The following is a 25816-nucleotide window of genomic DNA, read 5'->3' as shown; positions in this document are numbered from 1 at the left end:
CGGCGCTCCGACGCTGGTCACCATGACGACCACCATCATCGCCCTGACCCTGATCGTCGGCGTGCTGACCTTCGCCGCCGGCGCGTTCCTCGCCTCCGAAGTCGCCACCCGGGTGCTCCGCCGCCGCGAAAAGCTCCTCTCGGAAGAACGCAAGCGGCTCAACGCCGCCTGGAAGTTCCTGAAGGACGTCTACGGCGTCAAGACGCGCCGTTAGATGGGGGTGACGTACGCGCCGGAGATGCCGCCGTCGACGAGGAACTGCGACGCCGTGATGAAGCTGGCGTCGTCGCTGGCCAGGAAGGCCACCGCGGCCGCGATCTCCTCCGGCTCGGCGAACCGGCCCACCGGCACGTGCACCAGCCGCCGCGCGGCGCGTTCCGGGTCCTTGGCGAACAGCTCCTTGAGCAGCGGGGTGTTCACCGGCCCCGGGCACAGCGCGTTGACGCGGATGTTCTCCCGCGCGAACTGCACGCCAAGCTCGCGGCTCATCGCGAGCACGCCGCCCTTGGACGCGGTGTAGGAGATCTGGGAGGTGGCCGCGCCCATCACCGCGACGAACGACGCCGTGTTGATGATCGAGCCCTTGCCCTGGCGCTGCATGTGCGGCAGGACCGCCTTGCAGCAGTGGTACACCGACGTCAGGTTGACGCGCTGCACGCGGTCCCACGCCTCGATGCCGGTGGTCAGGATGGAGTCGTCTTCGGGCGGGGAGATGCCGGCGTTGTTGAACGCGACGTCGACCGAGCCGAACTGCTCGACCGTGGTGTGGAACAGGTTCTCGACCTGCTCGGCGTCGGTGACGTCGGTCTGGACGAACGCGCCGCCGATCTCGTCGGCGACCGCCTTGCCCACGACCGGCGACAGGTCGGCGATGACGACCTTCGCGCCTTCGCTCGCCAGGCGGCGGGCCGACGCGAGCCCGATGCCGCTCGCGCCGCCGGTGATGACCGCGACGCGGCCTTCGAAACGCTGGACCATTACTCCTCCGTGCTCAGAAAGACGTTCTTGGTTTCGGTGAACGCCGCCGCGGCGTCGGGGCCCAGCTCGCGGCCGAGGCCGGACTGCTTGAAGCCGCCGAACGGCGTCCAGTAGCGCACCGAAGAGTGCGAGTTCACCGAGAGGTTGCCGGCTTCGACGCCCCGCGCGACCCGGAACGCGCGGCCGGCGTCGCGGGTCCAGATCGACCCGGACAGGCCGTACTCGGTCGCGTTGGCCATCCGGATCGCGTCGGCCTCCTCCGCGAACGGCACGACGGCGACGACCGGGCCGAAGACCTCCTCCGCCGCGGCCGGGTGCCGCAGGTCGGGCGGGGTGAGGACGGTCGGCGGGAACCAGTAGCCGGGTCCGGCGGGCGCGCTGCCGCGGAAGGCGACGGGTGCGTCGTCCGGCACGTAGCTCGCGACCTTCTCGCGGTGCGCGGCCGAGATCAGCGGGCCCATCTCGGTCTTCTCGTCGGCGGGGTCGCCGACGACCACGCCGTGCACCGCGGGTTCGAGCAGCTCCATGAACCGCTCGTACGCGCTCGCCTGCACCAGGATCAGCGACCGCGCGCAGCAGTCCTGGCCGGCGTTGTCGAAGACGCCGTAGGGCGCGGTGGCCGCGGCCTTCTCCAGGTCGGAGTCGGCGAAGACGATGTTCGCGTTCTTGCCGCCCAGCTCCAGCGTCACGCGCTTCACTCGGGCCGCGCAGCCGGCCATGATCTGCTTGCCGACTTCGGTCGAGCCGGTGAAGACGACCTTCCGGACGGCCGGGTGGTCCACGAACCGCTGCCCCACCACGGATCCCTTGCCGGGCAGCACCTGGAAGACGTCCTCCGGGATGCCCGCCTCACGGGCCAGCTCGGCGAGCCGGACGGCGGTCAGCGGCGTCAGCTCGGCGGGCTTGAGGACCACGGTGTTCCCGGCGGCGAGTGCGGGCGCGAAACCCCAGCCCGCGATCGGCATCGGGAAGTTCCACGGCACGATCACGCCGACCACGCCCAGGGGCTCCTGGAAGGTGACGTTGATCCCGCCCGGCACCGGGATCTGCTTGCCGATCAGGCGTTCCGGCGCGGCGGAGTAGTAGTTGAGCACGTCGCGGACGTTGCCCGCTTCCCAGCGCGCGTTGCCGATGGTGTGCCCGGAGTTCTCGACCTCGAGCCGCGCGAGGTTCTCGATGTCGGCCTCGACGGCGTCGGCGAAGCGGCGCAGCAGGCGCGCGCGGTCGCCGGGGGTGACGTCGCGCCACGCCGGGAACGCCGCGTGCGCGCGGGCGATCGCCGCGTCGGTCTCTTCGGCGCTCGTCAGCGGGACCGTCCGCACCACCTCCTCGGTGGCGGGGTTCCGGACGTCGAAACTGGTGGTCATTCCCTCTCCTTGCTCGCTTCGACGAGAGCCTGGAACAGCCGGACGTCGGCACTGTCCTGCTCGGGGTGCCACTGGACGCCGAGGGTGAATTCGCCGGGGATCTCGGCGGCCTCGATCGTGCCGTCGGCCGCCCACCCGACGGCCTCCAGGCCGCCGCCGAGCCGGTCGACGGCCTGGTGGTGGTAGCAGTGCCCCTTGGTTTCGGGTCCCAGGATCGCCGCCGCGCGGCTGCCGTCCTTCAAGGAGATCGTGGTGGCGCCGAAGACCGCCGGGGCGGGCTGGTGCTCGGTCGTGCCCGCGGTCTCGGGCAGGTGCTGGGCGATCGTCCCGCCGAGGGCGACGCTCATCACCTGCAGGCCGCGGCACACGCCCAGGACCGGCTTGCCCGCCTTGCGCGCGGCCTCGAAAAGGCCGAGCTCGAAGGCGTCCCGCTCGGGCCGGACGTAGGTGGCCGGGTGCGGCTCGTGGCCGTAGCGCCCGGGTTCGACGTCCGCACCGCCGGTGAGCACCAGCGCGTCCACAGTGGACGCCAGACGTTCGTACCCGGCGGACACCGGCGGGAGCAGCACCGGGATGCCACCGGCCGCGACGACGCAGTCGACGTAGACCCGGTGCAGCAGCACGGCTTCGGTCTCCCAGACGCCGAACTTCGCCGGTTCCAGGTAGCTGGTGAGGCCGATGACGGGCTCAGAGTCGCTCGAAGCCACGGATCAGCTCCCAGTCGGTGACGGCGGCGTTGTACGCGTCCACCTCGATCTTCGCCGCGTTCAGGTAGTGCTCGACGACGTCCTCGCCGAACGCCGCGCGTGCCAGGTCGCTGCCGGCCAGGGCCGCGGCGGCCTCGGGCAGGGTGGTCGGCACTGTCCCGCGGTCGGAGTTGTAGGCGTTGCCGGTGAACGGCTCTTCCAGCTCCAGCTCGTTCTCGATGCCGTGCAGCCCGGCGGCGATGAGCGCGGCGACCGCGAGGTACGGGTTGACGTCGCCACCCGGCACGCGGTTTTCGACGCGCAGCGACTCGCCGTGGCCGACGACGCGCAGCGCGCAGGTGCGGTTGTCGGTGCCCCAGGCGATCGCCGTCGGCGCGAAGCTGCCGGGCACGAACCGCTTGTAGGAGTTGACGTTCGGGGCGAGGAAGTACGTCAGCTCGTGCAGCCCGGCGAGCTGGCCGGCGAGGAAGTGCTCCATCAGCTTCGAGAAACCGTGCTCGCCGTCGCCGGGCAGCACAGCCCGCCCCTCGGTCGAACGGAGGCTGATGTGGATGTGGCAGGAGTTGCCCTCGCGCTCGTTGTACTTCGCCATGAAGGTGAGGCTCTTGCCCGCCTGCGCGGCGATCTCCTTGGCGCCGTTCTTGTAGACGCTGTGGTTGTCGCACGTGCTCAGGGCATCGGTGTAGCGGAAGGCGATCTCCTGCTGGCCGGGGTTGCACTCGCCCTTGGCGGACTCCGGGTAGAGCCCGGCACCCGCCATCTCGTTGCGGATGCGGCGCAGCAGCGGCTCGAGCCGCGCGGTGCCGAGCATCGAGTAGTCGACGTTGTACTGGTTGGCGGGCTTGAGGCCGTGGTAGCGCTTGTCCCAGGCGGCCTCGAAGGTGTCGTCGAAGACGATGAACTCGAGCTCGGTGCCGACGAAGGCGGCGAGCCCGCGCTCGGCGAGGCGGTCGAGCTGGTGGCGCAGGATCTGGCGCGGCGACACCGAGACCGGGCCGCCCTGCACGCGCTCGACGTCGGCCAGGACCAGGGCGGTGCCGTCGTGCCAGGGGATCTCCCGCAGCGTCTCGAGGTCGGGACGCAGCACGAAGTCGCCGTAGCCGCTGTCCCACGAAGAGAGCGCGTAGCCGTCGACGGTGTTCATGTCGACGTCGACGGCCAGGAGGTAGTTGCAGGCTTCGGTGGCGTGGCCGACGACCTCGTCCAGGAAGTATTCGGCGGAGCAGCGCTTGCCCTGGAGCCTGCCCTGCATGTCCGTCAGCGCGACGAGCACGGTGTCGATCGTGCCCGCGTCCACGCGCGCCCGGAGTTCGTCGAGCGTGAGCATGCCTCGCCTGCGTGCCATCCGTCGCCCCAAAGGTTTGGTATGAATCCTTTGCCGGTCCTTCCTACCCGGTGAGCCTCGCCGGGTCAACCGGAACAAAGGTATCTTTTTGAACCTTTGACCGGGCGGCCGGATTGTCTGGGTTGCCCGGCTGAGAAGAGTCTGTGAATTCCCCCGGACGGGAGGAATCCGGGGCCTTCGGACGTTGAACGGGACAAGAGAGGTGAGATCGATGACCACAGCATTCACGCAGAGCACGTTCGGCGAGCAGCAGCAGCAGGCCCGGCCCCAGCTGCCGACCCTGCCCACCGGCTGGCCGATCGGTTCGTACGAGTCCTACGAGCAGGCACAGCGGGCGGTCGACCACCTCGCGGGCACCGACTTCCCCGTCACCGACGTCACGATCGTGGGCGTGGAGCCGCTGCTCGTCGAGCGGGTCGCGGGCAAGATGTCCTGGGGCAAGGTCCTGGGCAGCGCGGCGACGTCCGGTGCCATGTTCGGTCTGTTCCTCGGCCTGGTGCTCAGCCTGCTGAACCCGGGCGCCGGACTGGTCCCGATCGCGATCGGCCTCGTGGCCGGTCTCGGGTTCAACCTGCTCTTCGGCGCGCTGGGCTACGCGGTGAACCGCAACAAGCGCGGCTTCATCTCGCAGAGCCAGCTGGTCGCCCGCCGCTACGACGTCCTGTCCCAGCCCCGCAACGCCGAGAAGGGCCGCGCGCTGCTGGCGGACCTGGCGGCGCGCAGCGCTTTCGGCCACTGACGCTCGTCGACCGGAAGGCCGCCTCCCCCGGGAGGCGGCCTTCGCCGTGCCTGGGGACAACTCCGCCGGCTACCCCGGAAACCGTCGGTGGCCGCCGGTAGCGTGGAAAACGGGGGCTGCTCAGGTGCCCGACGACACCGTCGGCACGTCCGGGACCCCCGCCGTCTCCGGAGCTTCCACCGGACGGCCCGCGCGGAGCAACTTCCCCCACCGCCCGCGGTCGTACCGCGCCGGCGGCGTCTGGGCCAGGAACTCCCGCAGGATCTCCAGGAACCGCTCCGGATCCGCCCGGTGCGGGAAGTGGCCTGCGCCCTCGAAGAGGACCAGCCTGCTGCCCGGCATCGCCCGGTGCGCGCGCAGCGCGTGGCCGCTCGGCACCACCCGGTCCTCCGTGCCCCACACCAGCAGCGTCGGGATGCCCTCGGTCAGGTAGCACCGATCCAGCATGTTGACCACCTGCCCGCGCCAGTCGACGACCGAGCGCAGCGTCCGCAGGAACGCCGAGCGCGTGTCCGGCTCGACCAGCCGCGCGTACCGGGTCAGCACGTAGTCGAGGTCCGCGTCGTCGAAGAGCCGCAGCAGCCCGGCGACCCCGCGCAGCGCCGCCACCGCGGGCGGCGTCCCCAGCAGTGGCAGCACCAGCCCCGCCCCGGGCGCCGCGGCCAGGCGCAGCAGCGGGTGGACGCCCGCCCCGACCCCGCCCGAGCCGACCAGCACGAGGCGTTCGCACCGTTCCGGGAACTGGTAGGCGAACTGCATCGCGACACCGCCGCCGAGCGAGTGCCCGACCACCGTCACCCGGTCGATGTCGAGGGTGGTCAGCAGGTCACGCATGCCGCACGCGTAGGCCGCGACCGAGTAGTCCGCGCGCGGCTTGGCCGAAGAGCCGTGGCCGAGCAGGTCGGGCGCGATCACCGTGAAGTCGGCCGACAGCGACGCCAGCAGGTCCAGCCAGGTCGACGAGTCGTCGCCGATGCCGTGCAGGAAGAGCAGGGCCGGCCCGCGCCCGGCCATCCGGTAGGCGCGCTCGTACCCGTGGACGACCCGGGTGCGCGGGGCGAAACTGTCCGTGGGTGACGTCATCCGCCCAGCTCAGCACGCTCACGTTCGCCCGGCGTTTCGGGCGCGTTCGGAACGGGTGAACGCGCCCGCCCCCCTACCTGGTCGGCGTCGGTGAAGTCGACGTGGCCGGCGGCGTGGTGGTCGTGGGCGGCACCGTCACCTTCGGGATCGCGGCGCTGAACGGCACACCCCCGTCCTCGCGGCAGGCGGCGCGGTAGCCGTTGTAGCCGTTGTAGTTGCCCTGGTCGTCGGTGACGCCCTGCTCGATCTTCGGCCGGGGGAACCGGTTGTCCTCCCCGATCTTCTGCCTGCTGCCGCTCGAGCGCTCACAGCCGTAGCGGGTCAGCGTGATCGGCCTGCCGTCTTCGTCGTAGAGGTAGACCTCGGTCAGCGGCTTGCCTTCGCCGTCGAAGGCGTAGACGTTTTCGATCGAGCGGCCGCCGTAGGTCAGCTGGTCGTTGCCGTAGTGGTCTTCCGCCGTGCTGTACGGCGGCGCGCCGTAGTAGGTCCGGTCGCGGGGAAGAAGGGAGGCCACGTTGCCGATCCCGCCGAGCACACTCCCGACGACGAACGCCGAAACCGGCACGGCCAGCCACAGCAGCCGCCGGTCGCGGCGCACCCGCGGACCGGCCCACACGATCGCGGCCCCCACCAGGAGCAGGAACGGCACCAGCAGCACCGCGCTCCGCTGCCGCACCATGAGCAGCAGCCCGAACGCGATCAGCGCCAAGGCGCACAGCACCCACCACGCCGGCTTCAGCGAAGCGAGGTAGCGCAGCAGCTTGCCGGCCTCCTCCTGCTCGCGTCCCTTGGCCAGCACCCTCCGCAGCCACGCCACTTCCGGCAGCGCCAGCACCGGCTCGACGCCGCCGCGCAGCATCAGCACGAGGCTGACGGCGAACACCGGAGCCACCAGCAACAGGGCCGCGAGCGCGCTGGGCCGGCCGGCGACCGCGACACCGAACGCGAGCAGCGCGAGAGCCAGCGCGCTGAGCACCAGGCCCCACAACGCGATCCGCGGTTTCGCCAGGCCGGGCGCGGCCGCCGCGATCACCTGCACCGACCCCTCCCCCGCCGGCGGGTACCCGCCGGAAGCGCGCAGCTCGGCGGCGTAGCTTTCGGGCGTGCCGAGCCGTTCGATCAAGGCCTCGACGCGGGCGCCCTCCCCCAGCTCGGCCTCCAGTTCCACCAGGTGCGGGCGGACGTCCTCGAGGATTTCCTCGATCTCGCTCGCGGGCAGGTCGGCGAGCGCGGTGCGGACCCGCGCCAGATAGACCCGCACGGCGGTCGGCTTGTCGCTCATGCTGCGTCTCCCAAAAGCACGTTCATCGTCGAAGCGAAGCTCTGCCAGGTCTTGCCGGACTCCGCCAGGCGCGCGCGGCCCGGCTCGTTCAGGCTGTAGTACTTGCGGTGGGGCCCCTCTTCGCTGGGCACCACGTACGAGGTGAGCAGGCCGGCCTTGTACAGCCTGCGCAACGTCCCGTACACCGACGCGTCCCCCACCTCGTTCAGGCCGGCGCTCCTGAGCCTTCGCAGGACGTCGTACCCGTAGCCGTCCTCCTCCCGGAGCACCGCGAGAACGGCGAGATCGAGCACGCCCTTGAGCAGCTGACTGATCTCCACTGCACCCTCCAGTCTTACGCATGGGAAGGTACCACGCATTGCACAGTAGTGCGCACGGCGGAGGGCCGTGTGCCAGACTTCCCGTCGAGAGCTGGGGTGAGCGATGGATCTGGTGAAGACGGACTTCCAGGTGCTCGACGAGCGCTTCGCGCGCGTCAACGGCGACGAGTGGATGCAGCGCCTGCACACCGGCTGCCGCTGGACCGAGGGACCGGCGTACTTCGCGGCCGGCCGGTACCTGGTGTTCAGCGACATCCCGAACGACCGCACGCTGCGCTGGGACGAGACGACCGGCCGGGTCGGGGTGTTCCGGCAGCCGTCGAACTACGCGAACGGCCACACCGTCGACCGCCGGGGACGGCTGGTCAGCTGCGAGCAGGGCCTCCGCCGGGTGACGCGCACCGAGCACGACGGCTCGATCACCGTGCTGGCCGACGCCTACGAGGGAAAGCGGCTGAACAGCCCGAACGACGTCGTCGAGCACTCGGACGGGTCGATCTGGTTCACCGACCCGAGTTACGGCATCGACAGCGACTACGAGGGGTACCGCGCGGAGAGCGAGATCGGCGGGTGCCACGTGTACCGCGTCGACCCGTCGGGTGACGTGCGGATCGTCGCCGACGACTTCTCGCGCCCGAACGGGCTGGCGTTTTCGGCCGACGAATCACTGCTGTACATCGCCGACACCCGGCAGGACCCGAGCCACCTCCGGGTGTTCGGCGTCCGCGAAAACGGCACGCTGACGGGCGGCGAGATCTTCGCGACGAGCGACAAGGGCGGGTTCGACGGAGTCCGCGTCGACAGCGAAGGCCAGGTCTGGGCCGCGGCTCACGACGGCCTGCACTGCTTCGCCCCCGACGGGACCCGGATCGGCAAGCTCCTCATCCCGGAGATCTGCTCGAACTTCACGTTCGGCGGCGCGCGGAGGAACGAGCTGTTCATCACGGCTTCGAGTTCGCTGTACACGCTGAGGGTGACGGTCAACGGCGCCCGTTACCCGCGCTGACCGGCGCCGAGGCAGCGGCGCGCACCCGCTCGACCACCGTCTCGCGCCGCCAGGCCCGGCTGACTCGGACCAGCCACGCCGCTTCCGTCTCGACGTCTGCGTCCGGCCAGGGGTCCGGTGGCGTCTCCCCCGGCTCGAACCGCCGTCCCGCCCGGCCCGCTTCGATCGCGGCCGCCAGGGTCACGGCTTCCACCGTGGCCGCCACGTCGGCTTCGCGGACACCCGCGCGGCGTGCCGCGTCCGCCGCGCGGGCCGGGAGGCCGGGGTCGAAGTGGGCGCGCAGCGCGAGGTGGCCGTCGCGGATTTCGATGACCCGGCGGTACAGCGCGAACTCCGCGCCGCCCGCCAGCTCGCGGCCCGGGTCGAGCGCGATGCCCGGCACCGCCGCGCGCAACGCCGTCCACAGTGGCTCGATGCGGCGGTAGGCGCGGTACGCGCGGACCCGGCCGAGCACCGACGACACCGCCGGCGACCACGCGCTGAGCGTCGCCCCGGTGGCGACGAAGCCGATCGTCGCGGCGGCGAGCACCGAAGACGGCAGGTCCTCACGGGCCCCGATGCGTGCCGTCGCCGCGAGCTGCCGGACGTCGTCGACGTCCCAGAATGTCCACACGAAAGCCGTGCCGACCCCGGCGAACAGCAGCCACAGCCCGGCGCGCAGCGGCCCGGGATCCGCGTGCCACGCGCTGCGCACGAACACCGTGCCCAGCAGGCCGAAGCTGACCAGGCTGTAGAGCAGGAACAGGACCTTGTCGGCGACGGCGAACGGCAGCGCGCCGCCGGAAAACACGGTCTGGTCGCCGACGCGTCGCGGCTCGGACAGCGCGAAGCACACCGCGAGCAGCACCATCGTCGCCCCGGTGAACAAGGCGTACGGCGCCAGGCGCGCGCGTTCTCCCCGCCACATCGACTGCGTGAAAGCGACGGCGAAACCGATCGCCCCCACCCTCAGCTCGTCCCCGGCCAGGGTGGCGACCCATTCGAACACCGGGCCCGGGCCGATCAGGGCCTCCATCGCCGGCGTCAGCACGAGGATGCCGGTGGCGATGCAGATGCCGAACCCGGCGAGGAACCACATCGTGCGCGCGGGCTGGCTGTGGCGCGCCTCGATCAGCTTGTACGCGAACCCGGCGAAGCCCACCAGGCACAGGTAGTAGGCCAGGGTCTCGATCACGGCATACGGCGGCGCGACCGGCCGCCGAACACGGAGTCGAAGCGCCGCACGCCGTCCGGGACACCGGGTGCGGGTTCGCGCGGTTCTTCGGGCCGCACGACGCGTTGCGCGAGCAGGGTCGCGACCAGCTCGGCTTCGCGTTCCTCGACCTCGGTGTAGGTGGTGCGGCCGAGCACCCGCCGCACGAGCTCGGGCGAAAGGTGCGGCATCAGCTGCCGTCCGGCCGCGGCGTCGATGGCCACGCCGTCGGCGCCGGCGTCGGCGCCGGTGTGGCCGCAGAGCAGGTGCCCGACCTCGTGCAGCAGGATGTGCCGCCGGTGCAGCGCGGTCGTGTTCGCCGGGTAAAGGATGTAGTCGGCGCGTTCGGTGCTCATCAGCAACCCGCACGGCGCCCCCTCGGGAGCGCTGACGGGCATCAGTTCGATGGGCCTGCCGCGTCCGGCGGCCAATGCGGCGACGAACGCCTCGGCATCGAACGGTTCGGGCAGGCTGACGGCATCGGCGACCTGGCGCGCCCGCTCCCACAGCGTCCGGCTCGATCGCCGCCGCCACGATGGTCGCGCCACTTCAGAACTCCCTCACCACACGACAGCCTCCGGCGGGTTCAACGCGGCGGACGTCACGGGGATACGCGGCGGGGCCGGGAAAAGCGGCGCGGCCACCGGGTACTTCGCCGAACTGCCACCAGCAGTCCCGCACTGCCCACCACCTCAGTTCTCCTTCTTCGCCCCGCCGCGACCGGCCTCCCTCCGGGCGATCGCGTCGATCATGTCGCTGATCGTGTCGAGCCCGTCGGCCGACAGGGTCACCGCGCGCAAGGCGAGGTCCCGGACGCCGGCGTCGCGCAGCGCGCCCAGCAAGGCCAGCTCTTCGGCGATCTTCGTGCTCTGCTCGTCGTCGAAGAAGTATGCCGGAGGCACTCCGAAGAACTGCGCCAGTGCTTCGAGGTGACGTTTGGTCGGGTTGTCCCGGCGGCCGGTGCGCAGCTGCCACAGGTAGGTCGTCGAAAAGCTTTCGCCCGTGGCCTCACGGCAGGCCTTCGCGACCTCTTCGTTGCTGTACGGCTCCCGATCGGGCCTGCGGACCACGTGGAACAGCCGGTCGATCTTGTCGGCCAGCGTCGAATTTCCGGGCTCCTTGACCACGATGCACTCCCTCAGCTACCAGGCGTATTCATCCTAGCTGAAAGACGAACACCATTTATCAACGCGAGTTCGCCCTCGGCCGGGGCTGGCAGCGTGGACACGAGAACGACGAACGGTTCATGAACGGCTCCCGCCGGATCGCCGTGCCGCACCGGTGGCACGGCAGGCCCTCCTGGCCGTACGCGTCCAGGGACCGGTCGAAGTACCCCGACTGCCCGTTGACGTTGACGTACAACGCGTCGAACGACGTGCCGCCCGCGCCCAGCGCCGCGTTCATCACGTCCGACGCCGCCGCCAGCAGCTCGCGCCCCTTCGCCATGGTCAGCTTTTCGGTCGGCCGGGACCAGTGCAGGCGAGCGCGCCACAGCGCTTCGTCCGCGTAGATGTTGCCGATGCCCGAAACCAGCGTCTGGTCCAGCAGGGCCCGCTTGACCTCGGTGCGCCGGGAGCGCAGCGCGCGCACGGCCGCGTCGAGGTCGAACGCCGGATCCATCGGGTCACGCGCGATGTGCGCGATCGTGTCCGGCAGCAGCACGTCGTCGCCGATGTCGTGCAGGTCGTCGAGCGCCAGGCCGCCGAACGTCCGCTGGTCGACGAAGCGCAGCTCCGGCCCGTCGTCGTCGAAGCGCAGCCGCACCCGCAGGTGCTTCTCGTCCGGAGCGCCCTCCGGCTGGACGAGCATCTGCCCGCTCATGCCGAGGTGGGCCAGCAGCGCCTCCTTGTCGGACAGCTCGAGCCACAGGTACTTGCCGCGGCGCCGCGCCGCCTCGACGCGGGTGCCGGTGAGCCGCTGCGTGAAGTCCTCCGCGCCGAGCGCGTGCCGGCGGATGGCGCGCGGGTGCAGGACCTCCGCCTCGCGGATGGTCCGGCCCGCGACGTGGACCTGCAGGCCCAGGCGGACGACTTCGACCTCGGGGAGTTCGGGCATGCCGCCATTGTGCCCGCCGGGTACGACACTTTTCGAAAGGCGCTGCTACGGGGCGGTGGGTCCGACGTCGGCCTTCGTCAACGGGACGCGGGTCGTGCCCGACGCGAAGTACTCGTCCGCCCCGACGTCGAACGTGCCTGTCCGGGCCTGCAGGTCGAAGTCCTTCGCGGCGAACGAGTACGAACCCACGCCCGTGTCGATCGCCGGGCTGCCCGATGCCAGCCGGTAGAGCCCGGCAGCGTCCTTGACCAGCTTCGGATCGACGTTCCGCGACGGAATCCCCGCCGTGCCGCCGAAGGTGATGTTGCCTTCGTACTTCACCGTCGACCCGCTCGGCAGCGTCACGAGCGTGCCGGAAGTGCCCTTCACGATGTTGTCCGCGACCACGCAGTCCTTCGGCTTGAAGTCGCCGCCGTCGCCGTCGATGACACTGTTCGAACCCAGCACCGTGTTGTACGCGACCGTGACGCGGTCCGGGCGATCGTGCAGCTTGCTCGTCGGCCCGCTGTCGGCTTCGTCGCCGGAGCCGAACACGATCGCGCGGCCGCCGCTGTTGGCCACGTAGTTGTCGACGATCTTGTGGTCGTTGCCGTGGAAGCGGATGCCGGAGTTGAAGAGCACATTGCCGTCGACGACGCTGCGGTTGCCGTGGCGCAGCACGATGTAGCCCCGGCTGTCGCGGATCGTGTTGTAGCGCACCACGTTGTCCGACGACTTGACGGAGATCGCCTCGCTGTCGCCGTCGGCCTTCTCGAAGAGGTTGTACTCCAGCACGGCGTGCGCCGCGTACGACTGGTGGTTGCTCAGCCCGAGCCGGATCGACTCGCCGCCGTTCGAACCCGAGAACTGGTGGTTGTAGAAGTAGTTGTGGTGCACGTGGACACGCTGCGCCATGGCGTCGGACGGCCCGAGGATCTGCAGGAACACGCCCTGGCTGGTGCGGTTCTGGAAGACGTTGCGGTCGACCTCGGTGTCGTCGCCGTTCACCGTGACCCAGTTACCGTCGCTCGTGAGCTGGAAGTCGTTGCGGGACAAGCGGTTGTGCGACGCCCCGGCGGGGATGCTCAGCGACGCGGCACCGCGGAACTTGAAGCCCTGCAGCACCACGTTCGAGACGCCGCTCGCGAAGGAGAACGTCTTGGAGCCGGTGATGGTGGCCTTGCCGACGTGCTCGGCGGCGACCGTGATGGGCGCCGACGCGGTGCCGGACCGCTTGATCGTGAGCGTCGAGCCCGCGGAGTAGGAGCCGTCGGCCAGGGCGATCGTGTCACCCGGGTTCGCCTTGTCCAGCGCGGACTGCAGTGCCGGCAGCGAAGTCACGCGGACCTGCGCGGCCGACGCCGCCGGTCCGGGCACGACGACGAAGGCCGCCACGATCAGGGGAACGAAGAACAGACGCATCCGCCAGACCTCTCGGTGAGCATGGGGGCGGCGGATGTCCACACGCTACTGAGGGGTCAGGGAAAGCGTCAACGGGGTTCCCGCTGATCAGGACTCGGGTTCGGCCTTCTTCTGCGCGTCGAGTTCGGCGGACAGCGAACGCCAGGCCGTCTCGGCGGCCTTCTGCTCCGCTTCCTTCTTCGTCGACCCGGTGCCGTGGCCGAGCGGGCGGCCGGCGACGAGCACCGTGGCCGTGAACTCCTTGCGGTGGTCCGGCCCGGTGTCCTCGACCTTGTACTCGGGCACGCCGAGGCCGGCCGACGCGGTCAGCTCCTGCAGGCTCGTCTTCCAGTCGAGCCCGGCCCCGCGCAGCGGCGCTTCGGCGAGCAGGCCGTCGAAGAGGTGGTGCACGAGCTTGCGGGCGATCTCGATGCCGTGCTCGAGGTAGACGGCACCGATCACCGCTTCCAGGCCGTCGGCGAGGATGCTTGCCTTGTCCCGGCCGCCGGTGAGCTCTTCGCCCTTGCCCAGCAGCAGGTGTGCCCCGAGGCCGCCCTCGCCGAGCCCGCGGGCCACCCGCGCCAGTGCGTGCATGTTGACGACGCTGGCGCGGAGCTTCGCGAGCTGACCTTCGGGCAGGTCGGGATGCGTGGTGTACAGGTGATCGGTGACGACGACGCTGAGCACGGCGTCACCGAGGAACTCGAGCCGCTCGTTCGGCGGCAGGCCCCCGTTTTCATACGCGTACGAACGGTGGGTCAGCGAAAGCCGGAGCAGCTCGGGGTCGAGGGTGACCCCGAGCGCTTCGAGCAACGGCTCCGGATCGGCTGCGGGTCCCCCGGGCGTCTTGCCCCCCATGTCGGCTACCCGATCAGGCGGGCTCGACGACCTGGCGGCCGTTGTGCTGGCCGCACGACGGGCACGCGATGTGCTGGAGCTTCGGCTGCTTGCAGGCGCGGTTGGAGCAGGGCACCAGCTGCACCGGAGCCGCCTTCCACTGGCTGCGGCGGGAGCGCGTGTTGGATCGCGACATCTTCCGCTTCGGGACGGCCACGAGTAGATCTCCTTATGACGGTCTGCTCGCGGTGCGAGCGAACTTTCCTCCGGAACGAGCTGGACGCTCGTCAGGCTTGCTCAGCTGGGCCCTTGCGCAGGCTTTTCGCCCGCGTTCTCGTCGAAGCGCTCGACCAGTGCGGCCCACCGAGGGTCTATCTTCTCATGCCCGTGTCCGGGCTCGAGATCGGCCCACTTGACACCGCACTCGATGCAGAGCCCGGCGCAGTCCTCGGTGCACAGCGGGGCCAGCGGCAGGGCCAGCACGATGGCGTCCCGGACGATGGGTTCGAGGTCGATCCGGTCGTCGATCAGCCGGGGGATCTCGTCCTCGTCCGTGGTCTCCTCGGTGGCCGACCCCGGGTAGGCGAACAGCTCCTGGACCTCGACCTCGACCTCTTCGGTCAGCGGGTCGAGGCAGCGGGCGCAGGTGCCCTTCGCCAGGGCTTTCGCGGTGCCGCTGACGAGGACGCCTTCGACGACGGACTCGAGGAGCAGGTCGAGTTCCAGCTCCGAGCCGGCCTCGATGGTGATGACATCGGGGACGCCGAGCGGCGTCTCCACCGGCACGCTGCGCTGGACGGCGCGGCTGAGGCCGGCGTGACGGCCGAGCTCACGGGTATCGATCACCCAGGGGCTGCGGTCGTCGAGCTGGGGGGTCTTGTTCTCGGACATCCAGTCCAGAGTACGCACCGGTCGCCACCCGTTTTGACCTGGGAGGCACCGAGACCCGCGACGGGACAGCACCCGCCACTCCCCGGCAGGGTTCCGGCCAGGTCGCTGGGTCGCGCCGACCGGCCGCCTGAGCCGGACGTGACGCCCGCAGCACCGGATGTCGTGAACGACTCGTTCATGACCTCTGACGACAGGAAAGAGTCGTTCATGACGTTGCGGCCCCGTCCGTAGGCGGATGACGGACCCTGCCACTCCCAGGGGTCGCCCGGCGAAAAGCCGGAAAACCGCGGCCGCGGCCGCGGCCGGAGTGTCCACAACACGACCGACCTGTGGACAACTGCGCTCAAAGCGAGATTCGTGTCACACCTGGTAGTCGTACAGGGTCGGCCGCCCGCCGCTGCTCGGCAGGTTGGCCGGTGAGCGCAGGTGGTTGCGGCCCGAGTCGACCGTTCGCAGCGTCGTCGCCAGCAGCTCCGAGAACTCCGCCAGCTTGCCGTCCACGTAGGCGTCGCAGTCCGCGCGCTGGCGGTCGGCCTCCGCGTGGGCTTCGTCGACGATGCGGGCCGACTCGGCGTGGGCCGCCTGGACGACCTCCGTCTGCGCCACCATGCGGGCCTGCTCCGCGCGGCCTTCGTCGATCGCGCGGTCGTACGCGTCGCGGCCGGCCTGGATCATGCGCTCGGACTCGGCGCGGGAACGGTCGGTGAGGTTCTGGTACTCGGCCTGGCCCGCCGCGACCGTGCGGTCGGCCTGGTCGTGCGCGTCGGCGAGCATCTGCTCGGCGCGGGCGCGCGCGTCGGCCAAGATTCGCTCGGCTTCGTCGGTGGCTTCGGCGATCGCGCGCTCGGCCTCGGAGTTCGCGCCGGCGACCGTCTCGCTCGCCTCCTTGCGGGCGGCGTGGATGAGGTCGTCGCGCTTGTCGAGGACGTCCTGGGCGTCGTCGACCTCGGCCGGCAGCGCGTCGCGCACGTCGTCGAGGAGCTCGAGCACGTCGCCCCGGGGCACCACGCAGCTGGACGTCATGGGGACGCCGCGCGCCTCCTCGACGATGGTGACGAGCTCGTCGAGCGCCTCGAAAACCCGGTACACGGCCACTCCAATCCCCTGTCGCTGGGAACCAGTCTGCCCGCATCCGGCGCCGAAGCGTCGAACGCCACCGGCGCCGGGCGTGTCCCCCTCGGCCACGCCCGGCGCCGGAGTCGCTACCGCAGCACGAAGGCCGGATCGGTGATCAGCCGCACGAACTGTTCCTCGGTCACCGACAGCTCCGGATCGGCGATGACCATCACGGTCGAGCCGTCCGGGCGGTACAGCACCCCCTGGCAAGGCCACCGCCCGATGACTCCCGGGCTGGTCTCGGAAGCCAGCCAGGAGATCCTCAGCACCAGGCCGCCGGGCAGCGAGAGCCGGGTGCAGTACTGCGCCTGGACGGGCTCCGAGCAGGCCCGGTCGGGCGCCACGACCTGCTGGGAGGTCAGTGCGCCGCGGACCGTCAGCTGCACGAAGCCCCGCCGTCCGGCCGCGTCGGCGAACTGGGCCGACGTGCTCATCCGGTCCGGGGTGAGGGCGTCGGAGAACGACTGGCCCACGGTCAGGCTCCGCCGCTCGGGCAGCGCCCGCACGAGGGCGTCGGTGAACGCCAGGTTGATCCGCGCCTGTTCGGCGGGCGACGGCGGCAGGACCGGGGCCGCGGGCCGCGCCGGGGCGGGTCCGGGGCCGAAGAGGACCGCGGCCGCCACGGATGCGGCCGCGACGACGATGACGGCGATCCCCGCCCCGCGTTTCCGGGCGTGCCGGGCCGCCCGGTCGGCGACCTCGTCGGTGTCGAAGCCGAGCGGCGGTTCCGGGACGTCCACCTCACGCAGGCGGGTTTCGAGGTCGTTCATCACGCGCTCCTCTCCGCGCTGTGCTCGAGCACGCCCCGGAGGGTCTGGAGCCCGCGGGCGGCCTGGCTCCGGACGGTTCCTTCCGAGCACCGCAGCACCTCCGCGACCTCCGCCGCCGGGAGATCGGCGCAATAACGGAGGACGACGGCGGCGCGCTGCTTCGGCGGCACCTCGGTGAGGGCACGCAAGAGCGGGCCGGAAATCCCGGTCTCGAACGCGGGGGAAGCCTGGTCCGGCACGACGCCGTCACGGCGTTCGCGACGCCGCCACGGCCGTCGCTGCTCGTCGAGCCAGCAGCGCAGCAGGACCTGCCGGGCGTAGTTGTCGACCGGCCCCCGCCGGGTGATCTTCGGCCAGACGCGGTACAGCTTGACCAGGGCGTTCTGGACGAGGTCCTCCGCGAGGTGCCAGTCGCCGCACAGCAGGTACGCCGTCCGCCTCAGCACGAGCGCCCGTGCCCGGGCGAACTCCCGGAAGTCCGCGTCGTCCGCAGCCCGCATCGCGCCTCCTCGTCCCTTTCCCGGTGTACCTCACGGACGAGGGGGCGCGGCGCGTTGCACGGGTCAGGAATTCAGGTCGATCCGCTTGAAGGTCGCGTAGTGGTCGGGCGTGTAGGCCAGCTCGCCCGCCTTGCCCGAGATGACGCGGTCGTTCGTGCCGACGGCGAAGAGCTGGTAGTACCCGGACGCGCAGGCCGGAAGCACGCCTTCGCGGTTCTCGTACGTCGTGCCGGTGGCAGCGCCGCTCCGGACCTTGTCGACGACACCGCGAGCCGCCGACGACAGCTGGGAGTACCCGATCTTCGCCAGGCCGGACAGGTCGCCGCAGGCGTGCGTCGAACCGCCGCCGACGTCGATGACCTTGAAGGTGGCGTAGTGGTCGCCGGTGTAGAAGTACTCGCCGGCGCTGCCGGTCACGATGCGGCGCGTACCGCGGGTGCTCGAGCCCGGCGTCGGCACCGTGTACTCGTGGTAGTAGCCCGACGCGCAGGCCGGGAGGACGCCTTCCCGGTTGTCGAAGACGACGCCGTCGTTCTTCGGGTACGGGAACGGGCCGCCCTTCTGGATCAGGTTGTACGTCGTCGTCGCTTCGGGCGGGAGCGCCGAAAGCGTCGTGTGCGAAAAGCCCGAGAGGTTCCCGCAGGAGTTCTGGGCGGCGACAGCGGGTGCCGCCGTCACCGCTTCGGCGGCGGTGACACCGGCGAACAACGTGGCCAGGAGCGCGAAGAGGACAGCGACCAGGCGTGATCGGTAGTTGGTCATTTTCGGACCGTAACCCGATCGGATGATCGTCAGGGGACGAGAATGTGAACTCCGGCGCCACCGGGCGCAAGTCCCGACGAACGGAGGGGGCCGAACGACGGGAACCGGACAACCCGGCGTCCGATGTGGACTCAGTGGAGGGTCAGCGCCCGAGCTTGGGGAACTTCGCCGAGAGCCGGTCGTAGACGATCGGCGGCACGAAGCGCTCGATGTCGCCGCCGAGCGCGGCGACCTCCTTGACCAGCGAGCTGGACACGAACCCGTACGCCGGGTTGTTGGCCATCAGCAGCGTTTCGACGCCGGTGAGCTCGCGGTTCATCTGCGCCATCTGGAGCTCGTAGTCGAAGTCGCTGACCGAACGCAGGCCCTTGGCCACCGCCGCGATGTCGTTGTCACGGCAGTAGTCGACCAGCAGGCCCTCCCACGAGCCGACCCGTACGTTCGGCAGCTTCGCGGTGATTTCGCGCAGCATCTCCAGGCGCTCCTCGATCTCGAAGAGACCCTTCTTGCTCTTGTTCACCCCCACCGCGACGACGACCTCGTCGAACAGCCTGCTCGCCCGCTCGATGATGTCGAGGTGCCCGTTGGTGGCCGGATCGTAGGAACCGGGACAGACCGCACGCCGCATGGCGCGGACGCTACCGTGCCGAACCCCGTCTCCGCCGTGTGGCTCACGCCACAGGCGTGTATTCGGCCCAGAAGACCGCCGTGTCGCCGTACTTCTTTTCGCGCGAGGGCGCGAAGCCCGGCGGCCACTCGGGCGAGCCGTCGCGGGCCGCCCGCTCGATCACCACGAGCGCGCTCCCGCCCAGCCAGCCGCCCGCCGCCAGCGCGGCGAGCACCTTGCCGAGCGCGGCCGCGTCGACGGCGTAGGGCGGGTCGGCCAGGACGAGGTCGAACGGGGCGGGGGCAGCCGTGGCGACCACCGCCTCGACCTGTCCGGCCCGGACCGTGCCGCCCAGTCCCAGCGCCGCGACGTTGCCGCGCAGGACGTCCACCGCGCGCCGGTCGGACTCCACGAACACCGCGTCCGCCGCGCCGCGGGACAGCGCTTCGAGGCCGAGGGCGCCGGACCCGGCGTAGAGGTCGAGGACACGGGCGCCGTCCACCTCGCCCGCTGTCTCCAGGGCGTTGAACAGGGCTTCCCGCACGCGTTCGGACGTCGGCCGGGTGCCCTTCGGCGGCACCTTGAGCCGCCGCCCACCCGCCGTCCCGGCCACGATCCTCGTCACCCCCCGATTGTGCGGGGACGGCGCGCGCCACACATGACCGGGACATTGGTGTCCCCGCCGGAGCCAACGCGTAGAGTCGTTCTTCGCCCTCGGAGGCGATCCAGAAGCTGTCAAGGAGCCATGCGTGTCCGAACCTCGGGTCAGACGGGCCGAGATCGCCATCGAACAAGCCCACGTCGATCGCGTGTACACCCGTCTGGACGAACTGCGTGCCCAAGCCGAGGCCATGCGCACGAAGGGCTACGAAATCGGCCAAGGGGCGCAGCGCGAGGCGATCTTCGAACAGGCGTCGATGCTGTTCGAGCGCGACATGATGGTCTACCACGCCAACCAGACGCTCCAGTCGCTCGACGCCGAGTACGAGGGGCTCGTCTTCGGCAGGCTCGACGACCGCGAGGGCGAACGCACCTACGTCGGCAGGCTCGGCATCCGCGACGCCGAGTTCGACAACCTCGTCACGGACTGGCGCGCGCCGGCCGCGGCGGCGTTCTACCAGGCCACCGCCGAAGAGCCGATGGACGTCGTGCGGCGGCGCGTGATCCGCTGCTCCGGCCAGAACGTCCTGGACGTCGACGACGACGTCCTGATCGCCGACGCCGTGCCCGAGGACATGCAGATCGTCGGCGAAGGCGCGCTGATGGCCGCGCTGGGGCGCTCGCGCGGCGAGAAGATGCGCGACATCGTCGCGACCATCCAGAAGGAGCAGGACGAGGTGATCCGGGCGCCGTGGCGCGGGGTCACCGAGATCACCGGCGGGCCCGGCACCGGCAAGACGGCCGTCGCGCTGCACCGCGCCGCCTACCTGCTGTACCGCTACCGCCGCCAGCTCGGCGGGGCCGGCGTGCTCGTGATCGGGCCGTCGGGCGTGTTCACCAGCTACATCTCGCGCGTCCTCCCCTCGATGGGGGAAACGAACGTCGAACTGCGCGCGCTCGGCGAAGTCCTCGACGGCCTGGAGGCGACGCGCCAGGACGCGGCGCCGCTCGCCGCGGTCAAGGGGTCGCTGCGGATGCGGAAGGTGCTGCTGCGGGCGCTGCGCGACACACCACCGGGCGCGCCGGAGGAGATGCGGATCGTCTACCGCGGCGAAGTGCTGAAGCTGTCGGCACGCGAGCTGGAGAAGGTGCGCCGCAAGGCCCACACGCAGGGCGCGCCGCCGAACCGGTCGCGCATCCGGGCGGCGGAGCTGCTGCTCGACGCGCTGGCGGCGAAGGCCGAGGAGCACGCGAAGGACGACGGCAGGCAGATCGACCGCGCCGAGCTGATCACCGACCTGGGCGAGCGGATCGACTTCCACCGGTTCCTGGTCGTGTGGTGGCCGGTGCTGTACCCGGCGCAGATCCTGAAGTGGCTGGGTGAGGAGAAGCGGCTGGCTTCGGTGGCGAAGGGCGTGCTGAACCGGCAGGAAATCTCGATGCTGGCCGCGGACTTCGCGGACCGGTCGCGGGGCTGGTCGATCGCGGACGTGGCGCTGCTGGACGAGCTGCGCGTCCTGATCGGGCCGGAGCCGAAGCGCAAGCGCCGCCAGGTGATCGAGGTCGGGCCGGAGCGCTCGGGCGGCGCGCCGACGCGGCCGGAGCACTACGACGAGTACTCGCACGTGGTGGTCGACGAGTCGCAGGACCTTTCGCCGATGCAGTGGCGGATGGTGGGCCGGCGCGGGAAGTACGCGAGCTGGACGGTGGTCGGCGACCCGGTGCAGAGCTCCTGGCCGGACCCGGCGGAAGCGGCTTCGGCGCGCGACCAGGCGTTCGGGGTGAAGACGACCCGGCGGCGGTTCACGCTGCGGACGAACTACCGGAACTCGGCGGAGATCTTCGACCTGGCGGCGAAGGTGGTGGCCGGGCACGCGGAGGCCGGCGAGCTGCCGGTGGCGGTCCGCCGCACCGGCGTGGAGCCGGAGGTCCGCCCGGTGGAGGCGACCGGCCTGGCGGCGGCGACGCAGGCGGCGGTGAAGGAGCTGCTGGGCGCGGTCGAAGGCACGGTCGGCGTGATCACGGCGATGGACCGGGTGCCGGAGGTCGGGGGCTGGCTGTCGGGCCAGGCGGACGAGCGGCTGAAGGTCGTGGGCAGCCTGGATTCGAAGGGCCTGGAGTACGACGCGGTGGTGCTGGTGGAGCCGGTGGACCTGATCAGCGAGTCGACGACGGGCCGGCGGGTGCTGTACGTGGCACTGACCCGGGCGACGCAGCAGCTGACGGTCCTGGCCTCGGACCCGGACTGGATCCCGACGGCTTGAGGCAAACGGGACCGTGCCGACGAAATGCTGAAGGGCTCCTTCGAGGGACGGGAGGCGGGGTTCCCGTGCGCTGGAAGGAGCCCTTCAGACCCCCGGTGAAGTGAACGTCTGACCGCATGTCTAGTGGACAAACATTGTTCGGTGTCCGCGCGGCGGCGCCGAACAACAACGCCGAACAACTTCAGCGGCAGGGTGGGGTGTAGTCGAGGCCGGGGAGGCTCGCCGTCCACTCGGCTTCCGTGATCGGGGGTGACGTCACCGCACAGATTCTTTCGGCCGCCCGGTCAGGATCGGTTTCGGACAACCGTACCGTCCCGTCCGCGACCGCGCTCACCAACGTGTGGCCGTCCGGGGCGTACCGGACGTCGTAGACGCGGTCGAGCTCCTCGAGCAGGACCGCGTACGGCTCGAAGCGGGTGGTGTCCCACAGCCGGACGGTGCGGTCGTAGCTGCCGGACGCCAGGGTCCGGCCATCGCCGCTGAAGGACACTCCCATGACGTTGTCCGTGTGCCCCTGGAGCACCGCCACCGCGTGCGCCGTGGCGGGGGTGGTGACGTCCCAGACGCGGACCGTCCGGTCGGCGCTTCCGGTGGCGGCTTTCCTGCCGTCGGGGCTGAAAGCGATCGAGAAGATCGTGTCGGTGTGCCCTTCGAGTTTCGCGAGCGGCCGCGGGGTCCGGGGCGCCGAGACGTCCCAGAGCCGGGCGGTGTGGTCCCAGCCGGCGCTGGCGAGGGTCCGGCCGTCGGGGCTGAAGGCGAGCGTGTGGACGTCGTCGGTGTGGCCCTCGAGCTTGGCGATCTCCACCGGCCGGGTGCGGTCGGCGAGGTCCCAGAGCCGGACCGTGTGCCCGTCGCCCGCCGTCGCGAGGATCCGGCCGTCCGGGCTGAACGCGACCGCGTCGATGTCGTCGTGGGGCCGGCTGAACACCACCGGCGGCCCCGGGTGGGCCGGGTCGGTGATGTCCCGCAGCGTCATCGTGTGGTCCCAGCTGCCGGTGGCCAGCGTCCGGCCGTCCGGGCTGATCGCGACGCCGCAGACGGCGTTGCCGAAGCCGCCGACCGGGGCGAGGGCGCGGGGCGAGCCGGGGACGGACAGGTCGCGCAGCCGCACGACCTGGTCGTAGCCGCCGGTGGCGAGCAGCTTGCCGTCCTGGCGGAAGGCCGCGTGGCACGTCTTGGCCGTGTGCACGGGGGCGGACGGCCCCGGCAGGTCCCACATCCGGGCGGTCTGGTCGTCGCTCGCCGTGGCGAGGGTGCGGCCGTCGCGGGTGAACACCGCCGAGACGACCGCGCCGGTCTGCCCGGCCAGTGACGCCAGCTGGCGCGGCTGCCTCGGGTCGGCGACGTCCCAGAGCCGGGCGGTGCGGTCGAACCCGGTGGTGGCGAGGGTGCGCCCGTCGGCGGTGAACGCGACCGAACGCACGATCGCCTTGTGCGCCGTCAGCACCGAAAGCTGCGCCGGGTGGGCCGGGCCGCCGATGTCCCACAGCCGCGCGGTCTGGTCCTGGCTCGCCGTGGCGAGGGTGTTCCCGGCGGGGTTGAACGCGACCGAGTGCACGACGTCGGTGTGCCCGGCCGCGATGCCGAGCTGCCGCCGCGAAGCGACGTCCCAGACGCGCGCGGTCTTGTCGGCCGACGCCGAGGCGAGCAGCCGGCCGTCGGCGCTGAAGGCGAGGTTGTTGACGTACGAGGTGTGCCCGGTCAGCTCCCCGGCCGGCCGCGGGCGGGCGGCCTCGGCGGTGTCGTACAGCCGGATCGTGCCGTCGACGTCGCCGGTCGCCAGCAGCGGCCCCTTCGGGCTGAAGGCGACGGCGTAGGACTTGCCGGAGTGGCGTTCGATGATCACGCCCGGACCCGGCCGGGCCGGGTCGGAGACGTCCCAGACGCGGACGGTGCCGTCGAAGCCCGCGGTGGCGACGGTCCGGCCGTCGGCCGAGAAGGCGACGTTGTTGACGTTGCCGGTGTGGCCGGTGAGAACACCCAGCGGCACCGGGTGGTGCTGGTCGCGGACGTCCCAGAGCCGGGCCGTGCCGTCCCAGCTGGCCGTGGCGAGAACCTGCCCGTCCGGGCGGAGGGCGACCGTGTTCACCCGGCCGGTGTGCCCGGTGAGCCGCGTCGCGTACGGCGTCGCGAACATGATGAGCACACTGCTGCGGGCTTCGGGGCTCGGGTCGAGGCGGTACGCGGCGAGCGCGAGCTGGGCCGCCAGCGCGGGGTTGGTGCCGCGCATCTCCTGCGCCTGGCCGGCCAGCTTCTGGGCCAGCGCGCTGTTGCGCTGGTCGGTGGCCGTGGTCTGCGCGCGCACGGCGTAGACGGTGGCGGTCACGGCGAAGACCAGCAGCACCGCGAGCAGCGCGACCAGCTGCCACAGGCGCCGGGAGTGACGGCGGTCGCGCTCCTGTTCGGCGTGCTCGACGGCCAGGCTGGCGTCGAGGAACCGCCGTTCCCGCCGCGACAGCGCGGAGTCCTGCCGCGCGGCCCACTCCCGCGCGATGGCCAGCCGGGTGCCGCGGTAGAGCCAGCCGGGATCCTCTTCGACGGACTCCCACGCGTCGGTCGCTTCGGTGAGCTGGCGGTGCACGCGCAGCCCTTCGCGGTCCTCGGTGAGCCACCCGCGCAGCCGCGGCCAGCCGCGGATGAGGGCTTCGTGGGCGATCTCGATGCCGGTGTCGTCGAGGGTGACCAGCCGGGCCGCGGCCAGCTCGCCGAGCACGACGGCGGTGTCTTCGTCCTCGGTGTCGATCTCGGAACGGCTGATCCGGCGCTTGGTGTCTTCGGTGCCCTCGCCGAGCGCGGTCATCCGGAGGAAGATCTGCCGCGCCAGCTGCTGCTGACGTCCGGACAGCTTCGCGAAGGTGGCCTCGGACGTCTGCGCGATGGCCCGCTCGACGCCGCCGGTCGACTCGTACGCCACCAGGGTGAGGGTGGTGCCGCGGCGGCGCCGCCACGTCTCCAGCAGCGCGTGCGACAGCAGCGGCAGCACGCCGGGCTGGCCGGTGGCGTCCGCGACGAGCTGGGAGACCAGGGCGTTCTCGACGCGGTACCCGGCGTCGACGGCCGGTCGCGAGATCGCCTGCCGCAGCTCCTCGGTGGTCATCGGGCCGACCAGGACCTGGGCGTCCTGCAGGACCTCGGCGAGCTCCGCGTGGCGCGCGCAGTGGGTGTAGAAGTCGGTGCGGACGCCGAGCACCACGCGGGTCCGGCTGGCGGCCTCGGTGGTCGCGGTGACGAGCGCGCCGAGGAACCGCGCGCGCTCCTGGTCGTCCTGGCAGAGCGTGAAGACCTCTTCGAACTGGTCGACGACCAGCACGAGGTCCTCGTCGCCGCCGTCGGCCAGCTGGCGGGCGGCGAGCCCGAGGTTGCGCGGGTGCGCGGTGAAGTCGTCGAACAGGGCGCCGGGCGTGACGCCGAGCGCGGCGGCGAACTTGACCGCGCACTCCTGCAGCGGCCGGGCGCCCGGGGTGAGCAGCACGGCGGGCCCCTTCACCGAGGGCAGCAGGCCGGCCCGCAGCAGGGACGACTTTCCCGAGCCGGACGCGCCGAGAACGGCGAGAAAACGCTGTCTCCCCAACCGCTCCACGAGCTTTTCGACCAGCCGTTCCCGGCCGAAGAACCGGCCCGCGTCGTCGGGGGAGAAAGCGGCCAGACCGACGTAGGGCGGGATTTCCCCGGGTGGTGGCTCCGACGGTGAATCGGCACCGTCCCGGCGCGATTCGTCGGCGACGGCGTGCCAGCGCTCCTCCCATTCCCCCGGCTCCCCGCCGCAGGCCCGGACGTAAGCCAGCGTGACGGCCAAGCTGGGGAGTTTCCGCCCGCCGGCGGCTTCGGAGAGCGTGCCCGCCGAGTAGTGCGCGCGCCGCCCGAGCTCGCGGTAGGTCGGATTTCCGGCGCTCTCGCGCAAACGCCGGAGACCGGCGGCGAATTCGGTGAGCAGATCGTCCCCGGGATCCAAGGGTCGCTCCGGACGCGGCACCCGTCCTCCTGTTTCTCTTTTTCCGGCTCGCCCACCGTAGCC

The 25816-nt window shown here is 71.3% G+C and carries 26 protein-coding genes; 4 read left to right on the top strand and 22 right to left on the bottom strand.

Annotated elements, in window-relative coordinates:
- The first annotated feature begins 22 nt into the window (after positions 1-22).
- Complete coding sequence (locus tag CF165_RS29495; RefSeq protein WP_093950847.1) at positions 23-214, top strand: hypothetical protein; 192 nt, start codon at positions 23-25, stop codon at positions 212-214.
- On the opposite strand, the gene CF165_RS29490 is transcribed toward CF165_RS29495, so the two are convergent.
- Genes CF165_RS29490 through CF165_RS29475 form a run of 4 tightly spaced genes read right to left on the bottom strand, consistent with a single transcriptional unit; the run spans position 211 to position 4397 of the window.
- A complete protein-coding gene (locus CF165_RS29490) occupies positions 211-978 on the bottom strand; it encodes a 3-oxoacyl-ACP reductase (protein ID WP_093950846.1) in 768 nt (255 codons plus the stop codon). The genes CF165_RS29495 and CF165_RS29490 overlap by 4 nt on opposite strands.
- Positions 978-2345, bottom strand: coding sequence for an aldehyde dehydrogenase family protein (locus tag CF165_RS29485; protein ID WP_093950845.1), 1368 nt, complete (start codon positions 2343-2345; stop codon positions 978-980). The genes CF165_RS29490 and CF165_RS29485 overlap by 1 nt, the downstream gene beginning before the upstream one ends.
- Positions 2342-3052 carry a gamma-glutamyl-gamma-aminobutyrate hydrolase family protein gene (locus tag CF165_RS29480; protein WP_093950844.1) on the bottom strand — a complete coding sequence of 237 codons (711 nt, stop codon included), beginning with the start codon at positions 3050-3052 and terminating at the stop codon, positions 2342-2344. Before CF165_RS29480 ends, CF165_RS29485 begins: the two co-directional genes overlap by 4 nt.
- Positions 3033-4397 (bottom strand): glutamine synthetase family protein, encoded by a 1365-nt coding sequence (locus tag CF165_RS29475; RefSeq protein ID WP_205661008.1) that lies wholly within the window; start codon positions 4395-4397, stop codon positions 3033-3035. The genes CF165_RS29480 and CF165_RS29475 overlap by 20 nt, the downstream gene beginning before the upstream one ends.
- A 211-nt stretch (positions 4398-4608) precedes the next feature.
- On the opposite strand from CF165_RS29475, the gene CF165_RS29470 reads away from it, so the two are divergent.
- The gene (locus tag CF165_RS29470) at positions 4609-5136 is read left to right on the top strand and encodes a YflT domain-containing protein (protein ID WP_093950842.1); all 528 of its coding nucleotides are present in this window, start codon (positions 4609-4611) and stop codon (positions 5134-5136) included.
- Positions 5137-5256: 120 nt separating this feature from the next.
- Here CF165_RS29470 and CF165_RS29465 read toward each other — a convergent pair whose 3' ends face one another.
- The 3 genes from CF165_RS29465 to CF165_RS29455 form a co-directional block, all read right to left on the bottom strand.
- Positions 5257-6219: an alpha/beta fold hydrolase gene (locus CF165_RS29465; RefSeq protein WP_093950841.1), complete on the bottom strand. Its 963-nt coding sequence runs from the start codon at positions 6217-6219 to the stop codon at positions 5257-5259.
- Between the two features lie 73 nt (positions 6220-6292).
- The gene (locus CF165_RS29460; RefSeq protein ID WP_093950840.1) at positions 6293-7501 is read right to left on the bottom strand and encodes a DUF1700 domain-containing protein; all 1209 of its coding nucleotides are present in this window, start codon (positions 7499-7501) and stop codon (positions 6293-6295) included.
- Entirely contained in the window at positions 7498-7821 is a 324-nt protein-coding gene (locus tag CF165_RS29455; RefSeq protein WP_093950839.1) for a PadR family transcriptional regulator, read from the bottom strand. Before CF165_RS29455 ends, CF165_RS29460 begins: the two co-directional genes overlap by 4 nt.
- 103 nt (positions 7822-7924) lie before the next feature.
- Between CF165_RS29455 and CF165_RS29450 the strand changes: the two genes are divergently transcribed.
- Positions 7925-8827 (top strand): SMP-30/gluconolactonase/LRE family protein, encoded by a 903-nt coding sequence (locus CF165_RS29450; protein ID WP_093950838.1) that lies wholly within the window; start codon positions 7925-7927, stop codon positions 8825-8827.
- Here the strand turns inward: CF165_RS29450 and CF165_RS29445 are convergent.
- From CF165_RS29445 to rsmD, 14 genes are all read right to left on the bottom strand, one after another.
- Positions 8802-10001, bottom strand: coding sequence for an MAB_1171c family putative transporter (locus CF165_RS29445; protein WP_093950837.1), 1200 nt, complete (start codon positions 9999-10001; stop codon positions 8802-8804). The genes CF165_RS29450 and CF165_RS29445 overlap by 26 nt on opposite strands.
- On the bottom strand, positions 9998-10567 hold the full coding sequence (locus CF165_RS29440; RefSeq protein ID WP_240521849.1) for a hypothetical protein: 570 nt from the start codon (positions 10565-10567) through the stop codon (positions 9998-10000). The genes CF165_RS29445 and CF165_RS29440 overlap by 4 nt, the downstream gene beginning before the upstream one ends.
- 144 nt (positions 10568-10711) lie before the next feature.
- Positions 10712-11146 (bottom strand): helix-turn-helix domain-containing protein, encoded by a 435-nt coding sequence (locus CF165_RS29435; RefSeq protein ID WP_093950836.1) that lies wholly within the window; start codon positions 11144-11146, stop codon positions 10712-10714.
- Between the two features lie 58 nt (positions 11147-11204).
- Positions 11205-12074: a bifunctional DNA-formamidopyrimidine glycosylase/DNA-(apurinic or apyrimidinic site) lyase gene (mutM, locus tag CF165_RS29430; protein WP_093950835.1), complete on the bottom strand. Its 870-nt coding sequence runs from the start codon at positions 12072-12074 to the stop codon at positions 11205-11207.
- Positions 12075-12119: 45 nt separating this feature from the next.
- The gene (locus CF165_RS29425) at positions 12120-13475 is read right to left on the bottom strand and encodes a polysaccharide lyase 6 family protein (protein ID WP_093950834.1); all 1356 of its coding nucleotides are present in this window, start codon (positions 13473-13475) and stop codon (positions 12120-12122) included.
- Positions 13476-13562: 87 nt separating this feature from the next.
- Positions 13563-14312 carry a ribonuclease III gene (rnc, locus tag CF165_RS29420; RefSeq protein WP_205661007.1) on the bottom strand — a complete coding sequence of 250 codons (750 nt, stop codon included), beginning with the start codon at positions 14310-14312 and terminating at the stop codon, positions 13563-13565.
- A 13-nt stretch (positions 14313-14325) separates the two neighbouring features.
- A complete protein-coding gene (rpmF, locus tag CF165_RS29415) occupies positions 14326-14508 on the bottom strand; it encodes a 50S ribosomal protein L32 (RefSeq protein WP_013223689.1) in 183 nt (60 codons plus the stop codon).
- Between the two features lie 80 nt (positions 14509-14588).
- Positions 14589-15182: a YceD family protein gene (locus tag CF165_RS29410; RefSeq protein ID WP_167441597.1), complete on the bottom strand. Its 594-nt coding sequence runs from the start codon at positions 15180-15182 to the stop codon at positions 14589-14591.
- A gap of 360 nt (positions 15183-15542) precedes the next feature.
- Positions 15543-16271 carry a DivIVA domain-containing protein gene (locus CF165_RS29405; protein WP_093950893.1) on the bottom strand — a complete coding sequence of 243 codons (729 nt, stop codon included), beginning with the start codon at positions 16269-16271 and terminating at the stop codon, positions 15543-15545.
- A gap of 113 nt (positions 16272-16384) precedes the next feature.
- Entirely contained in the window at positions 16385-17068 is a 684-nt protein-coding gene (locus CF165_RS29400) for a hypothetical protein (protein WP_093950831.1), read from the bottom strand.
- The gene (locus CF165_RS29395) at positions 17068-17568 is read right to left on the bottom strand and encodes a SigE family RNA polymerase sigma factor (RefSeq protein WP_093950830.1); all 501 of its coding nucleotides are present in this window, start codon (positions 17566-17568) and stop codon (positions 17068-17070) included. Before CF165_RS29395 ends, CF165_RS29400 begins: the two co-directional genes overlap by 1 nt.
- A 63-nt stretch (positions 17569-17631) precedes the next feature.
- Complete coding sequence (locus CF165_RS29390; protein ID WP_093950829.1) at positions 17632-18330, bottom strand: ribonuclease domain-containing protein; 699 nt, start codon at positions 18328-18330, stop codon at positions 17632-17634.
- A gap of 142 nt (positions 18331-18472) precedes the next feature.
- The gene (coaD, locus tag CF165_RS29385; protein WP_093950828.1) at positions 18473-18958 is read right to left on the bottom strand and encodes a pantetheine-phosphate adenylyltransferase; all 486 of its coding nucleotides are present in this window, start codon (positions 18956-18958) and stop codon (positions 18473-18475) included.
- A 43-nt stretch (positions 18959-19001) separates the two neighbouring features.
- Positions 19002-19562, bottom strand: coding sequence for a 16S rRNA (guanine(966)-N(2))-methyltransferase RsmD (gene rsmD / locus CF165_RS29380; protein ID WP_205661006.1), 561 nt, complete (start codon positions 19560-19562; stop codon positions 19002-19004).
- A 124-nt stretch (positions 19563-19686) separates the two neighbouring features.
- Between rsmD and CF165_RS29375 the strand changes: the two genes are divergently transcribed.
- Positions 19687-21801 carry a HelD family protein gene (locus CF165_RS29375; protein WP_093950826.1) on the top strand — a complete coding sequence of 705 codons (2115 nt, stop codon included), beginning with the start codon at positions 19687-19689 and terminating at the stop codon, positions 21799-21801.
- A 181-nt stretch (positions 21802-21982) separates the two neighbouring features.
- Here the strand turns inward: CF165_RS29375 and CF165_RS29370 are convergent, their stop codons facing one another.
- Positions 21983-25753, bottom strand: coding sequence for an nSTAND1 domain-containing NTPase (locus tag CF165_RS29370; RefSeq protein ID WP_093950825.1), 3771 nt, complete (start codon positions 25751-25753; stop codon positions 21983-21985).
- Between the last annotated feature and the right edge of the window lie 63 nt (positions 25754-25816).

The organism is Amycolatopsis vastitatis (assembly GCF_002234595.1).
GTDB classification, from domain to species: domain Bacteria; phylum Actinomycetota; class Actinomycetes; order Mycobacteriales; family Pseudonocardiaceae; genus Amycolatopsis; species Amycolatopsis vastitatis.
Note: the sequence above shows the minus strand (reverse complement) of the source record. Positions and strands in the feature narration are given on the sequence as shown.

Bases quoted from the DNA above. Each gene is read 5' to 3' on its own strand.
- CF165_RS29495 (WP_093950847.1), top strand. From the start codon at position 23: ATGACGACCACCATCATCGCCCTGACCCTGATCGTCGGCGTGCTGACC.
- CF165_RS29490 (WP_093950846.1), bottom strand. From the start codon at position 978: ATGGTCCAGCGTTTCGAAGGCCGCGTCGCGGTCATCACCGGCGGCGCG.
- CF165_RS29485 (WP_093950845.1), bottom strand. From the start codon at position 2,345: ATGACCACCAGTTTCGACGTCCGGAACCCCGCCACCGAGGAGGTGGTG.
- CF165_RS29475 (WP_205661008.1), bottom strand. From the start codon at position 4,397: ATGGCACGCAGGCGAGGCATGCTCACGCTCGACGAACTCCGGGCGCGC.
- CF165_RS29470 (WP_093950842.1), top strand. From the start codon at position 4,609: ATGACCACAGCATTCACGCAGAGCACGTTCGGCGAGCAGCAGCAGCAG.
- CF165_RS29465 (WP_093950841.1), bottom strand. From the start codon at position 6,219: ATGACGTCACCCACGGACAGTTTCGCCCCGCGCACCCGGGTCGTCCAC.
- CF165_RS29460 (WP_093950840.1), bottom strand. From the start codon at position 7,501: ATGAGCGACAAGCCGACCGCCGTGCGGGTCTATCTGGCGCGGGTCCGC.
- CF165_RS29450 (WP_093950838.1), top strand. From the start codon at position 7,925: ATGGATCTGGTGAAGACGGACTTCCAGGTGCTCGACGAGCGCTTCGCG.
- mutM (WP_093950835.1), bottom strand. From the start codon at position 12,074: ATGCCCGAACTCCCCGAGGTCGAAGTCGTCCGCCTGGGCCTGCAGGTC.
- CF165_RS29425 (WP_093950834.1), bottom strand. From the start codon at position 13,475: ATGCGTCTGTTCTTCGTTCCCCTGATCGTGGCGGCCTTCGTCGTCGTG.
- rnc (WP_205661007.1), bottom strand. From the start codon at position 14,312: ATGGGGGGCAAGACGCCCGGGGGACCCGCAGCCGATCCGGAGCCGTTG.
- CF165_RS29410 (WP_167441597.1), bottom strand. From the start codon at position 15,182: ATGTCCGAGAACAAGACCCCCCAGCTCGACGACCGCAGCCCCTGGGTG.
- CF165_RS29400 (WP_093950831.1), bottom strand. From the start codon at position 17,068: ATGAACGACCTCGAAACCCGCCTGCGTGAGGTGGACGTCCCGGAACCG.
- CF165_RS29395 (WP_093950830.1), bottom strand. From the start codon at position 17,568: ATGCGGGCTGCGGACGACGCGGACTTCCGGGAGTTCGCCCGGGCACGG.
- CF165_RS29390 (WP_093950829.1), bottom strand. From the start codon at position 18,330: ATGACCAACTACCGATCACGCCTGGTCGCTGTCCTCTTCGCGCTCCTG.
- coaD (WP_093950828.1), bottom strand. From the start codon at position 18,958: ATGCGGCGTGCGGTCTGTCCCGGTTCCTACGATCCGGCCACCAACGGG.